This window comes from Arenibacter certesii DSM 19833, assembly GCF_000429545.1.
GTDB classification, from domain to species: Bacteria; Bacteroidota; Bacteroidia; order Flavobacteriales; family Flavobacteriaceae; genus Arenibacter; species Arenibacter certesii.
In genome coordinates, this window is record NZ_AUCB01000017.1 from 91,909 (window position 1) to 106,740 (window position 14,832).

9 protein-coding genes and 1 tRNA gene are annotated in these 14,832 nt (G+C 37.7%); 8 read left to right on the forward strand and 2 right to left on the reverse strand.

The annotated features are described in order from the left end of the window. The first annotated feature begins 104 nt into the window (after positions 1 to 104). The 8 genes from G466_RS0110595 (at position 105) to G466_RS0110635 (ending at position 9,452) form a co-directional block, all read left to right on the forward strand. Positions 105 to 1,268, forward strand: a complete 1,164-nt coding sequence (locus G466_RS0110595) for a glycosyltransferase family protein (RefSeq protein ID WP_026813647.1) — start codon at positions 105 to 107, stop codon at positions 1,266 to 1,268. Then, positions 1,268 to 2,575 (forward strand): O-antigen ligase family protein, encoded by a 1,308-nt coding sequence (locus tag G466_RS0110600; RefSeq protein ID WP_026813648.1) that lies wholly within the window; start codon positions 1,268 to 1,270, stop codon positions 2,573 to 2,575. Before G466_RS0110595 ends, G466_RS0110600 begins: the two co-directional genes overlap by 1 nt. Beyond that, complete coding sequence (locus G466_RS0110605; protein WP_026813649.1) at positions 2,538 to 3,635, forward strand: DUF1972 domain-containing protein; 1,098 nt, start codon at positions 2,538 to 2,540, stop codon at positions 3,633 to 3,635. Before G466_RS0110600 ends, G466_RS0110605 begins: the two co-directional genes overlap by 38 nt. 194 nt (positions 3,636 to 3,829) lie before the next feature. Beyond that, positions 3,830 to 5,182, forward strand: a complete 1,353-nt coding sequence (locus tag G466_RS0110610) for an exopolysaccharide biosynthesis polyprenyl glycosylphosphotransferase (RefSeq protein WP_026813650.1) — start codon at positions 3,830 to 3,832, stop codon at positions 5,180 to 5,182. 172 nt (positions 5,183 to 5,354) lie between these two features. Beyond that, positions 5,355 to 6,341 (forward strand): UDP-glucuronic acid decarboxylase family protein, encoded by a 987-nt coding sequence (locus G466_RS0110615; protein WP_026813651.1) that lies wholly within the window; start codon positions 5,355 to 5,357, stop codon positions 6,339 to 6,341. 522 nt (positions 6,342 to 6,863) lie between these two features. Beyond that, positions 6,864 to 8,135: a phosphoribosylamine--glycine ligase gene (purD, locus tag G466_RS0110620; protein ID WP_026813652.1), complete on the forward strand. Its 1,272-nt coding sequence runs from the start codon at positions 6,864 to 6,866 to the stop codon at positions 8,133 to 8,135. Between the two features lie 831 nt (positions 8,136 to 8,966). Further along, complete coding sequence (folB, locus tag G466_RS0110630) at positions 8,967 to 9,323, forward strand: dihydroneopterin aldolase (protein ID WP_026813654.1); 357 nt, start codon at positions 8,967 to 8,969, stop codon at positions 9,321 to 9,323. A 55-nt stretch (positions 9,324 to 9,378) separates the two neighbouring features. Then, positions 9,379 to 9,452 (forward strand) — tRNA-Cys (locus tag G466_RS0110635). Positions 9,453 to 9,554: 102 nt separating this feature from the next. Here the strand turns inward: G466_RS0110635 and G466_RS0110640 are convergent. Next, positions 9,555 to 10,505 (reverse strand): PorP/SprF family type IX secretion system membrane protein, encoded by a 951-nt coding sequence (locus tag G466_RS0110640; protein WP_026813655.1) that lies wholly within the window; start codon positions 10,503 to 10,505, stop codon positions 9,555 to 9,557. A 19-nt stretch (positions 10,506 to 10,524) separates the two neighbouring features. Beyond that, positions 10,525 to 14,832 (reverse strand): T9SS type B sorting domain-containing protein (locus G466_RS0110645; RefSeq protein ID WP_026813656.1); only part of this gene is annotated, 4,308 nt, incomplete at its 5' end.

Sequence of the window (14,832 nt, forward strand, 5' to 3'; positions counted from 1 at the left end):
GATTATAACTTTTTTTAACCCTTAGGGAGAAAATATATTGATCCTTTTTATTTATGTATTTAACGGATTAAAGTTACCGTAACAATTAGAATAATAAGAATTCCATGAATCTAATAATTATACCATTTCACGATTGGAGAAAAAGTCAAAGTGAAGGTTTTAGGACGAGAGATGTTCATTTTATCAAAAGTTTGTCTACCAGTGATACTGTAGAAAAAATACTCGTTATTAACAGGCCATCTACATGGTTAGAGTTATTATATAAAAGATCCAATAAGAAAATAAAAGGGAAGATAGTATTAAGCAAGGGAAGATTTATACTTACTAAAGTTGATAAGAATATTTATATCGCCGATTATCATTCCTCAGATGTTTTAGGCCAAATTAAGGATAAACATTTATGGTTTATAGAGCGGTATAACGATCTCGCTTATAAAAATTTCATATATACATGTTGTAAGAAATTAAACATAAATGACTATAACCTAATTATTCAAAATGTGTTTTCTTATAAGTTAGGTGTAAGCTTGTTTGCTAAACATAAGCTTTTTGATGCATGGGATAATTTTTTAAAATTCCCAGCTTATAAGCAAATAAGAGCCAATTTAAGGGAAGGCTATAAAGAGCTTTCAAAGAATATTCCTTTATGGATCACAAATTCCGAGGAAAACATATCGTTTTATACGAGTGAGTTTAATGTTAAGTCCATTCATTTAATGAAGAATGGGGTTAAGGTGGATTTTTTAGCAAATAGCAACATAAGCCCCAAAGATTTAAAAAATATTCCTAAACCCATAATCGGTTTTGGTGGTAAAATCTCCTATCTCTTAGACTATAATTTAATTAATTATCTAACAGAAGATAACCCAAGTTCTTCCTTTGTATTTGTTGGTCAAATTTTAGATAAAGAAGTTTACAAGAAAATAATAAAACGAAGCAACGTATTTTTTCTAGGGGATAAAAACTATTCAATATACCCAAATTATGTTATGAATTTCGACATTTGCATCGTTCCATACAATATTAATGAAGGTCAGCATGGAGGAGACTCCATGAAAGCGTATGAGTATCTACTAACAGGAAAAAAAGTAGTGGGAACTATTGGCAATGGTCTTCAAGATTTAGAAGAATATATTTATTTAGCTCAAGATCAACAAGAATTCTCCAATGCTCTTAAGAATGTTACAAATGACAAGCCAAGAATAAATATTAAAAATCATTCATGGGAGTCTAAAAGTATAGAACTACTTAATATTCTAGAGAAGTAATGCTTAAATCACGTTTTAGAAATTTATTCACTAAGTATGGATTTAGCTTGCCCGTTTTTATAATGGCGGCGGCAATACCATTTAATACGAGTATAGGAAACCTTGGAATTATAGGCGGTTTTGTTTATTCCCTATTCGTGCTATATAAACATAGAAATAGGAAATTCCCTTTTGACACCTTTGCATTTGTTTTCCCCATAGTATTTTTTTTAATAATCCTTAGCAGTGCACTTACCAGTAATAACATAAATACGGGACTAAAGCAGGTAGACAAATCCCTACTTATGGTGCTTATTGCAATTCCCATTATTGTTCTATCCAATTTTAATAATAACATTCTACCAAAAACCCTAAAAGTATTTTCCTTTTCAACTGTCCTAGCTTCCAGCATACTAATAGGCTATGGTCTTATAAATGTCATTTTAGGAAGCGCTACCAGCATATTATTTTTCCATAATTTCGCAGCTTTATACGATCAACATCCGGTCTACTATGCTCTCTATTTATCCTTAAGTGCATTTGTAATTACACATTATTATTTTGGTCATAAAATCATTCTAAATAAAAAGAGCACTCTTATACCACTAGTGTCCCTTATGATTTTAATTGGCGGACTAATTTTATCTGCTTCTAAAATTGTGATTTATGTTTTCTTTATCCTTTATTTTTTTCAGCTTTTCCAAATTATAAAAAATACAAAGGCCAAATTAATTGCCGTTATATTGGTGTTTTTCGTTGCTATGCTAACAATAAATGTTCCTATCATTAAAGATAGGTTCACTGAGGGATTGCAATTTGATTTAGAAAAATTTGAGCCTACGAACGATATAGCAAAAGCCAAAGTGTTCTCTAGAGTGGATAAAGAAAATCTAAGTGATTTAGAGCTTAGATATCTTTTTAACAAAATAGGGATCTATCATACTATTCAGGATAATAGAATACTTTTCGGATATGGTATTGGGGATATTCAAGATTATTTGGATTATTATTATTTAACCTATGGTCTTGCACCTAACTGGTATGAAGGATTTAATCTACATAATCAATATCTACAAATTTTCGTAGGCTATGGGGTATTTGTCTTTTTGTTCTTCCTTACTTATATTATATATAGTTTTTACATTGCCCTAAAAAATAAAGACTACATATTCATTTTTCACCTTCTAATAACTTCATCTGTCTTTGTATTTGAATCCTTATTGTCGAGGAACAAAGGAATCGTCTTCTTTATATTTTTCAACACCTTATTTTTAATAAACTCAAAAAACAATGAAAATAGCCCTTCTAGGAACAAGAGGAGTACCTAACAACCATGGAGGTTTTGAGCAATTTGCGGAGTATTTTTCTGTCTATTTGGCCGAAAATAGTCATGAAGTGTACGTCTATAACTCACACGACCACCCCTATAAAGAATCATCGTTTAAGAAGGTTAACATTATTCACTGTTATGACCCTGAATATAAAATAGGTACTGCGGGACAGTTTATTTATGATTTAAATTGTATCCTAGATGCTAGAAAAAGAAATTTTGATATAATCCTTCAGTTAGGGTATACTTCTAGTTCTATTTGGCATTGGTTAATGCCTAGAAAAAGCATAATAGCTACAAATATGGATGGTTTGGAGTGGAAACGCTCTAAGTATAGTCCGAAGGTTAGAACGTTTCTAAAATATGCTGAAAAGCTGGCTGCGAATAATTCTGATTATCTGATTGCAGATTCTGTAGGAATTCAAGAACATTTAAGAAAAGCATATAATAAAAGTTCTGAGTATATAGCGTATGGGGCTACAAATTTCATTGGCCCAAATCCGGCTGCGCTAAAGCAATATGAGTTGAAAGAGTTTGAATATTCAATGATTTTGGCTAGGCTAGAACCAGAAAACAATATTGAGACCATTATTGAGGGATACAAAATGGCAAATACATCCAATCCGCTTATAATCATAGGAGGGATAAATGAATACGGACTTGGTTTAAAAAATAAATATCAAAATGATTCAAGGATAAAATTTGTAGGAGCTAATTATAATCAGGAGAATCTTAATAATTTAAGATACTATTCACGATACTATTTTCATGGACATTCAGTAGGTGGCACCAATCCATCTCTTTTAGAAGCTATGGCCTCTAATGCACTAATAATTGCCAATAATAATATCTTTAATAAAAGTATACTAAATGAAGGGGCCATCTATTTCGATTCCCAAGAACAGATAACCAACATTCTTAATGAGGATAGTTATTTTTCACTCAAGGAAAAAAATGCACTGCTAAATAGAAATAAAATTGATCATGAGTTTAATTGGGAGATTATCAACAGAAGATATGAAGAATTTCTGTCAGGATTGATCAAAACAAAACCCTAAATATTAATAACCCTTCAAAATCACTCATTTAGTTCAGACGACAGGCCTAGGAAAGCAAAGACTGAAAATAATTGTTATAAAGTAGGTTACGTGAATTATTGTTCCTTGGCAGATTATAAAATCGTGCTGTCTGTTCTAAAATTTAAATTTACCTTTATGCCCAGTTGACCATTCAATTATAGGGCACCATAACCATGTTTTTTAAAAGATACCGTTATTCTGGCTTTATTACCCCTATTTCTTATGGGGCAGACTTATTGGTAATCAACCTTTTCGCCTATTTTTTACCCATTAATTTTGAATACCCCATACTTTTTCACTCCTACCTTACCCTAGCCTGGATTATATTGTCGGTAAAAAATCGTTTCTACGAGGTATATCGCTACACCAAAGTCACCAATATTCTTAGGCTTTTATTTAACCAATTTGTATTCTTCTTTTTAATCTTATACGCTTTTATAGGCTTTTTTAAGCAACCCAATATGAGCCGTTTGGCATTGGGAGAATATTTTGTTTTTACTGCAATTGCCATCTTTAGTATCAAGTTCCTCAATTACGTCCTTTTAATGAAATATCGTGAAAAGGTTAAAGGGAACATGAGAAACGTAGTAGTAATCGGAAAAAATAAAAAAACGGATCAGCTGATCGATGTTTTTAAGGAACGTAGGGAGTATGGATATCAATTCATGAAACAGTTTAGTCCCACAGACCCTTCATTCGATATTTATGAAGCTTTTATGTACATCGTTGAGAATAATGTAGACGAGATCTATTGTTCTGTCTCCGAGTTAAAGAATAACCAGTTGACCGAATTCATCAATTTTGCGGACAACAACCTTAAGACGCTAAAGTTTATTCCGGATAACAAGAATATATTCTCCAAAAAACTCACCTTTGAATACTACGATTATATCCCTATACTATCGCTAAGGGATATCCCTCTGCACAATCCATTGAATTCTGCCCTTAAAAGGAGTTTCGACATTGTATTTTCGCTTTTGGTAATCGTGGGAATCCTCTCTTGGTTAGCTCCCATTCTTGCTTTGATAATAAGGTTGGAAAGCAAAGGACCCATCTATTTTAGGCAGAAACGCTCTGGTATAGACAACAAAGACTTTTATTGTTATAAGTTCCGTTCTATGGCTCCCAATGATAATGCAGATAGCCAAATGGCGGTAAAAAATGATATGCGTATTACCAAAGTAGGAAGATTTATAAGAAAGACCAGTATAGATGAACTCCCACAATTCTATAACGTTCTCTTTGGAAATATGTCTGTAGTAGGACCTAGGCCGCATATGGTAAAGCACACCAACGAATTTGCGAATAGGGTAGATAAGTATATGCTACGCCATTTTGTAAAGCCGGGGATTACGGGATTGGCGCAAGTGCGTGGATATAGAGGGGAAATTGAAACGGATATCGATATCCTAAATAGGACTCGATTCGATATCTTTTATATTGAAAACTGGTCGCTTTTTATGGATATAAAAATAATTGTACAGACCGTTGTGAACGCCGTATCGGGAGAGGAAAAAGCGTATTGATTATTTTCTTGAACTTATAAATGACTACTCTCTTTCTAATATGTATTTTGAGTTGCCATATAGCTGCATCACCCTTTACCCCTCAATTTTGGTCATTAAACTATAAATATTTCCTAAACTGGAAAATCGGATTAATTTTGAATAGTACTATCTACTTCAAAATTTATAAGCGATGAAAAAAGTTCTGGTTACGGGTGCTGCAGGTTTTTTGGGATCACATCTTTGTGATAGATTAATCAAGGAAGGGTTCTATGTGATTGCCATGGATAACCTAATTACCGGTGATCTAAAGAATATTGAGCATCTCTTTAAATTAGAGCAATTTGAGTTCCAACACCACGATGTTACCAAATTCGTACATATTCCGGGCAAATTAGATTATATCATGCACTTTGCCTCTCCTGCCAGTCCAATCGACTATTTGAAAATCCCCATTCAGACCTTAAAAGTTGGTGCTTTGGGGACGCATAATCTATTGGGTTTAGCCAAAGAAAAAAATGCCCGAATCCTTATAGCCTCTACTTCCGAAATTTATGGTGACCCCTTAGTCCACCCACAAACTGAAGAGTATTACGGGAATGTAAATACGATAGGCCCTCGTGGCGTATATGACGAAGCCAAAAGATTTCAAGAATCTATTACGATGGCCTACCACAGATTTCATGGGGTAGAAACTAGGATAGTGAGAATCTTTAATACCTATGGCCCTAGAATGAGATTAAACGACGGACGGGTAATTCCGGCTTTTATGGGTCAGGCTTTACGAGGTGAGGACCTCACCGTTTTTGGCGATGGAGCACAAACCCGATCCTTTTGCTTTGTAGATGATGAAATTGAAGGCATCTATAGGCTTTTAATGAGTGATTATACCGGTCCGGTTAATATTGGCAACCCGCATGAAATAACTATCAAGGAATTTGCCGAGGAAATCATTAAGCTAACAGGTACTGACCAAAAAATTATCTATAAGCCCTTACCTCAGGACGATCCTATGCAGCGCCAACCCGATATCACCAAGGCGAAAGAAATTTTAGGATGGGAACCTAAAGTCACTAGACAAGAAGGTATGAAAAGAACATGGGACTACTTTAAAACGCTCTCCGAGGATGAACTGAGAAAAACCGAACATCGGGATTTTTCAGATCGTAATAGGAAGTGATGAATAGTAGTAAGTACAAAGTAGTTCGTATTAAGTATAGATTTAAGTAGTGAGATATCTGTAGTGAGTCCTTAACTCGGGCAGGCCCGAGATCAGGAACTATAGCTAACATAATTTTGGGTGTTTATTGGTAGTATGCTGCTTAAATGATGATGCAAATCTCCTTATCCGCGTAACGCTCTAATTTTAACTTATTTATTAAATACTGAGCGGAATTCCAGTCTAGTACACATTTAGCCTAATATGGAAACCAATTTCCTTTTAAAAGCAAACTTGCCCATCATAAATAGTTTGAAGTTGTTACCATATTTAAAAGACGACTAGTTACTTGCACGTTCTACTTTAATCATTTAACACTAGACGTTTACCTGTTTAACCATACAACTCACTAACCTGGTAACTTCTTAACCTGATAAACATTTAACGGCATAAGACACCATAAGCAAGCGTGTTATTCAATTTTTCCTCCCAAGTAGGTACATTTTCCATTTCAAACCGTATTTTTGAAGAAATTTTTTAAAAATGAACATCCTTATCCTCGGTGCTGGGGGCCGTGAACATACATTGGCCTGGAAATTAAAGCAAAGTGCTAAACTCAAAAATCTTTTTGTAGCTCCTGGAAATGCAGGAACTGCTGCTATTGCCAAGAATATACCGATTGGTGTAAACGATTTTGAGGCGATCAAAAAATGTGTTCTTACCGAAAAAATCGATATGGTAGTCGTAGGTCCCGAAGACCCTTTGGTAAATGGGGTACACGATTTTTTCCTATCGGATGCCGATTTAAAGCACATCCCTGTTATTGGACCACAAATGGCAGCAGCAAAGTTGGAGGGCAGTAAACAGTTCGCCAAGGAGTTTATGATGCGTCATCATATCCCTACTGCCGCCTATGAAAGTTTTACTGTCGCTACTTTGGAAAAAGGATACGCATTTTTGGAATCGCTCAATCCTCCCTATGTTCTTAAAGCCGATGGCTTGGCAGCAGGGAAAGGAGTATTGATATTAAACGACCTTCAGGAAGCCAAGGACGAACTTAAAACTATGCTAGTAGATGCCAAATTTGGTAACGCTAGCACCACCGTGGTCATCGAAGAATTTTTAGACGGAATAGAGCTCAGTTGTTTTGTGCTTACCGATGGTATCAATTTTAAAGTCCTACCCACTGCAAAAGATTACAAAAGGATTGGTGAAGGAGACACTGGATTGAACACAGGTGGTATGGGGGCAATTTCCCCTGTTCCTTTCGCAGATAATGACTTCATGGTAAAAGTACTAGAGCGAATAGTGAAACCTACTGTAGAAGGCTTTAAAAAGGATAATCTGCCATATAAAGGCTTTGTATTTATAGGACTGATAAAAGTGGGGGAGGATCCCAAAGTAATAGAATACAACGTAAGGTTGGGCGACCCTGAGACCGAAGTGGTAATTCCAAGAATAAAAAACGATCTAGTAGAAGTCCTTCAGGCCGTTGCAAATCAGACGCTGAACAAAATAGATCTGGAAATAGATCAGCGCACCGCTACTACCGTAATGGCCGTATCGGGTGGATATCCGGAAGACTATGCCAAAGGAAAAGAAATCACCGGTTTTGATGCTATAGACGATGCGATAGTTTTCCACGCAGGTACCCAATTAAAAGAAGGTAAGGTGCTGACCAATGGAGGACGGGTTTTGGCGGTTACCGCGTATGGTTCCGATTTTAAGGACGCCTTGTCCAGATCCTACAAGAATATAGAGAAACTACAGTTCGATAAAATGTACTACCGTAAGGACCTTGGGTTTGATTTATAGTGCTGAATATTGAGAGGTTAGTATGGAGTAGTGAGATTTGAGAAAATGTTAACTGTTATAAAACAGAGACATCCGGGGATTGAGCGGAGTCGAAATCCCTCCCAAGGGAAATTGAATCTTTAAATACATAGTGTTAAGTACAAAGTATTGAGATGTTAGTAGTGAGTCCCTCCCTAGAGGCAAACCCGAGAATACGGGCTCTAGCTAACATAAATTTGGATAATTATAGTGATATTTTATTTAAATGGCGAGGCAATACCTCTTATTCGCAGAATAATAGACGTAAGCTTCGAGAACAGGAGCGAAGGAACATAGGAACGCGGAGTTCCGTCTATGGTTTTTCGACCTCGGTGTCGAAAAAATTCATTAGGACCGAACGGAAAATGCAACGATCTGCATTTAAAGTGAGGGGCCAGATGGCGCGCTGGCCATCGCTACGGCTGGCTCCTCTAAACCAAGGTACCTGTTCGTTTCTTTTTGGCGAGCAAAAGAAACCGACGAAGGAGGTTCATGAATTCCTTTAAAAAGGAAATAGAAATCAAGGAACTAAATGAAAGCAAGTAGGTTAGAGAGACTGATTAAAAGCGCTAATGATTCAACTACAAAACTTACAACATAATGTATACCCAATATATACTTAGATTGTATCCAAATAAAACTGAAATTATAAATAAAACAAACATCTTAAAGCCAGTTCTTTGTATGTTTAGTTCGATGATAGAAATATCATATTCAATTAATTTATAGATATTAGCAGTTAATTGTGGGTTATTAAACGGAATTATTCTTGCATGACTCATAATATCAACTACTTCATTAAAAAATTGTATCGTGGGATTAGTAAAAGTCAGCAACATTAGGGTCTATGCCCATCATGGCTGTTTAGGGGAAGAAACCATAATTGGAAGTGATTATCGGGTAGACGTAGCGGTAAGCGCAAATTTAAAATCGGCCTCCGTATCCGATCAACTTTCCGAAACAGTAGATTACGTACATATAAATCGGCTTGTTAAAGAAGAAATGGCAATCCCTTCAAAACTCTTGGAACATGTAGCACAACGTATAATAAACCGAATTCTTGATGAAATTGAAATTGTAAAGAGGGTAAAGGTTGGCGTAACAAAGATGAATCCGCCCATTGGAGGAGATGTAGAAGGGGTCACAATAGTACTCAAATCCAAAAGATAGCCATAATTAGTTTTCATGGTTTAAAAAAAGTGTTATCTTTGCACTCTTATAAAAGGGCATTGTGGCCGAGTGGCTAGGCAGAGCTCTGCAAAAGCTTGTACAGCGGTTCGAATCCGCTCGATGCCTCCAAAAAAAACCCTCTAAAATTAGAGGGTTTTTTTATTTCCTGATATTTCCCGTGCTTTTATTTCTTATTATTTTAGACTAAATACGATACACTTTCTATACTGGTTAATACGTACATCTACAATTACTTATACCTTGGAACAGATCTACCCCAATAGTGACCACATGGGTACCTGTACTATAACCCATTATTTCGTTTAATATCACTTGGTAGGAATATCCAAAATAAAAATTACTCTTTTTAAGTCCCGCCAATGGCGCTATATATAAAGGTTTCCCCAATTGATCATTTAAAAATCTATAGGTAAGCCCCACATAGTAATAGTCCTCAAAATCATAAAACCTAAATTTTAAGTTTACATCAGCTTCAGATCTGCCATCACTTTCAAATATTTTATACAAAATTGAAGGCTCTATCTCCATATTACTTGCTCTAGATTTTTTGTAACGATATCCGGAATACAGGTAAAAATTTCGCAATTTATTAGGCTCAAAGATGGGGTCGAAAATATATACATCTTTATTGATCACATTGGAAGCATTTAAACTTAAGTAAAATGCATTTTTTCTATAGAGCACACCCACATCAAAGTTGTGGTTAGAGGTAGAGCGATCGTCAGTAACCCCGGGATCGAAGCCGGCATCAGTAAACTCACCTATATCCAATCTAAATTGGTTAAAGTTATAGGACAGTCCAAAGGAAAGAAACTCGTCTTCATACCGATTCAAGGTTAAATGATGGGCAAAGGATATGCGTGCCCCTTGCTGTTTGGTATACCCGTTGGAATCGTTGTATAAGAATAGTCCAACCCCGGATCTTTCCCCCAAGCGCATATCGGCGGCCAGAGATTGGGTTCTGGGAGCATCTTTAATACCTACCCATTGGGCAAGTCCGTTCAATCTAATCTTTACATGATCCCCAATACCAGCATAGGTGGGGGAAAGTACAAATGGGTTATCTGCTAGGTACTGAGAGAGCTGGGGGGAATTTAATTCCTGCCCCCTAGCTATCACAGTGCCAAATAGCAACATTAGGATTAATATTTTATCGCGCATTGTAATTTAGGTTAAGTTCTTATCTATAAAGGGTAAAATGTCCTACAAATTCTCGATCATCATTTTCGCCATTCAGTGTAATGATGTACCAGTAATCTCCAGTTGGGAGTTCTTTGTTCTTGTATTTTCCGTCCCATTCACTATCGTTGAGGCCCATTCTGTAAATCTCCCTACCATAACGGTCAAAGATGATGGTTAGTATCCTAGGGAATCCTTCCAAATTCTTAGGGGACCAAGAATCGTTCTTGCCATCTCCATTTGGAGTAAAGAAATTTGGAATATCTATGTCCATAAACTCTATGTAGATATTGGCCGTACTTTCACATCCATTTTCATCAACAACTCTTACGCTATACGTTCCTGTTTCCTTGATCTGATAGGTATTCTTAGTCCCATTGTTCACCCCTTCAAAATAGTAAATGTACTCTGCTTGGCCACCCGTGACTACCGCCGTTATTTGATTGATGTTATTTTGTTCCAAGGTAAGTGCCAAGGGTTCAAAATCATCTATGGTAAAGTTGATGGTGTGCACACATCCGTTAGAATGACTTATTGTCAAATAATGGTTTCCTGGAGTCATATTAGTAAAATTGGGCTCCAACATCATATCATTTGGATCTGTAGAATCTAAAGCATAGAGCACCTCTGAAGCCACAGTATTATCTTCTAACTCAACTACAAGCGAGTTGTTAGGGGTATCTCCCGTACATTCATACACAGGAGTAACCGTTGCGTTTAAATTAACTCCAGGGTCTATTACCGCTGCCAAGTTTATTTCACAACCTTGTGCATCCCTAACAAAAATTGCGTAGGTCCCTTCCGCCAGTCCACTAAATTGGGTTCTGTCTTGTACAAAATCTGCATCTGCTGTAGAATTGATACTGGTGCTATACGGCGCAGTACCTCCGGAAATGACTAGGGAAACTGTCCCATCCTCAACTCCAATACATAATTCCGGACTTGTTGTAAGCGTAGCCGTTAAGGACGTAGGTTCTATAATGGTGTAATTCAATTGTTCAAAACATCCATTACTATCCTGCGCAATTACTGTATAATCACCTGGTGTAAGATTGATAAAGGTATTTACGGTATCAAACTTATTTAGGTCTGGGGAAATAGCGTACTGATAACCACCAGATCCTCCAGATAATTGAACAGTAATACTACCATCATTGGCCCCATAACAGGATACATCAGTAAAACTATCTGTCACTATCAAAGGAGTTGGTTCTGTTATATTTGTCACGTTAGACTCCACTACACAGTCTTCGCTAGTAACCCTAACATAGTAACTTCCCGTGGTTAGGTTATTGAACCTACCTGAGGTTTGCGGTCCTGCAACGCTATTGGTAAAGGCGGCATCTGTAAAGAGCTCATACCTGTACTTTCCTAAGCCCCCCTGTGCTTTAGCAATCAAGATTGCAGTATTGTCTCCGTTACAATTGATTATCGCAGCTGAGGTATCCAATGTTACCGAAAGTGGCACAATGGCGGTTTCTGAGATTTCGTTGGATAAAACAGCTCCACATCCAAAGTCGTCCATCACATAATAGCTATAAGAGCCTGCGCTAACATCAAACGTATGCGTATTACCTCCACTCATGGGGAAATAAGTGATACCATCCAAACTGTACTGGTAGGGTCCTGTACCTCCTGATGCTGTCAATAGCAATTCTGCGTCGTTTAGACAGCTCAAGGAGCTAGTTCTCACTAATGAGGCACCCACATCAGTAGGATCCATTATAATTGCCTGTACAGTCTCAAAATCACAATCCCAACCATCCGATACGGTAATGGTATAGATCCCCGCACTTAGGTTATTGAAAACAGGACTAACCTGACCTCCTGAGGTGTAAGCAATTACTGTTCCTGTTGGGTCGTAAACATTCAATTGATATTGATATACTCCTTCCCCTCCAGCAACATTGGTAGCTCTAACAACGCCATCACTATCCCCATAACAGGCCAAAATAGTAGACAGTGGGGTTATATCTCCACTTATTTGTGCTGGTTGCACCAAGGTTACCGTATCGTTTAAAATACAACCATTGGCATCGGTAATCTGCACTGTGTAATCTCCAGCAGAAAGTTCGTCAAATATCATGCTACTAACATCCGTGGCGCTATACAGCTCAGCAGTTGTGGTATTAGTAAGTACAATATTATAAGGTGGGTACCCTCCACTTGGGTCAACCAATATTTCCCCTAGATCATTGGTACAAGTAACACTAGCAATTGGATCTACAATAGCCGTTAGCGCCCTATCCGGAGAAATTATTCTCACCGTATTGGAATCTTCCGCACACATTGGTGCATTAGTCTCAGTAACCTTAACATAATAATTACCTCCAGTAAGTCCCGTTATCGTTAACGGATTAGTAGACGTATTGCCAGTTCCTGTAATTGCCGTTGCAGCACCACCAGCGGTATACACAGTATAATTATAGGGACCAGTGTAACCAGAGACACTAATTTCCAAAGAGCCAGTATTGTCTCCAAAACAAGTCACCGAGCTATGAGCAGTTGCACTGACCTTAATTAGATCATAAGGAACAATATCATAGACATGGGTATCCACATAACATCCCGTGGCGGTGTCAGTCACCCTAAAGGTATAACTACCTACTGCGTTCAGTTCAAAAGTAGCACTATTGTATGTTGGTGTGCCAGTTTGTGTGGCATTGGTATTACCAACAGGCAACAACTGATACGTATAGGTATTCGCCACGTTACCATTGTCGTTTACCGTAATTGTTACTTCCTCTGGTCCTACACAAGAGATAGCAGCGTCAAGAGACAGTGTAGCCGTAAATTTATTGATGGTACTAATGTTTACTATTGTATCATCCGTACAACCGTTAGCATCTTTAACGCTAACTGTAATAGTTCTATCCGATCCATTATCAGTAATATTAAAAGTGTTTGACGTAAAGAAGTTTATACCATCTATACTATAAGAATATGGTGCAATTCCACCAATACCCGCAGCTGTTATTACAGCCTGCCCTGGCTTATTATTAGTATTACAAGCAAAATCGGTTGCAGTTGCACTTACAGCCACCTGTGCTGGCTCATTAATTGTTACCACTCGAGTATCGGAGCAACCTCTATCTGAAGTCACCGTAATTGTATAGGTACCCGCAGCCAAGCCAGTGAATATTTTACTGTTCTGGGTAATTGGCGCATTAACACCGTCATCTATGGTAAAGGTGTATGGCGGATTGTCATTAGAAGCATCTAGGATAACTTCAATAGAACCGTCAGATCCACCATTACAAGACACCTCTTCTTTAGTAGTGGTAAATACAACCGGTGTTGCTGTTTCCAAGGAAACGGGCGCCTGAGCGTCACAACCAGACCCGGAAACATCGTATACCACAGCCTTATAATCTCCAGGTGCAAGTCCGGCGAACACATTAGACGCCTGAGAAACTCCTCCTATTACACTGGTATTGGTATCATCTAATAAATCGTACTCATAAGTACCAGACCCACCGCTAGCGGTGATGGTAATAACACCGTCATCTACCGGACAGGATGGCTGAGTAGTAGCCACTGCCGTTGCAGACAATGGAGCTATGATGTCGATTGTATCTGTTACAGTACATCCGTTAGCATCACTAACCGTTACCATATAGGTGCCAGGAGCAGATACCGTAAAAGTACCGTTGTTCTGGAAACCATTTCCAATACTGTATTTTAAAGGTCCTTTCCCTGTACCTGTAGCAGTAAACGTATAGGAGTTTCCTGTAGAAGTACACTGATCGTCCGCATAGGCTGGTAAGCTTACCGTTGGAAGGGGATCTACATCAATAACCACATCTATCTTATAAGTACAGTCCTTGGCATCTTTCACCCATACGTCCCAATTTAAATTGGTAGCAGGATCAAGAATCGCACTGGCACTTGCAGTATAATCACTTGGATTAGGAGTGGACCCGTCTTGTACAAAAGCATAGGTATAACTACCGTTCCCTCCACTGGCCTTAACCGTTACCTGTGCACCAATAGTACAATTGGCGTTGCTATTTTTAGTAACAACCAAATCTAATGCTGCATCTGGCGACCCTATAGTCACAATATTTGACGTAGCCGGACAGAATGGAGCATCTGTAGCAGTAAGTTCCACATAGAAATTCCCTGCAGAAAGTCCTGCAATGCTTAGCACTCCTGGGGCTACTCCCGTATTTGTTATAGAGGTAGTGGTACCATCACTATGGAACACCTCATAAGAGTAGTTACCAGTATAATCGGTAACATGTATCTCCATCACCCCATCAGAATCTCCAAAACAGGTCACTGGTGTAATGGCCGTGGCCACAACATC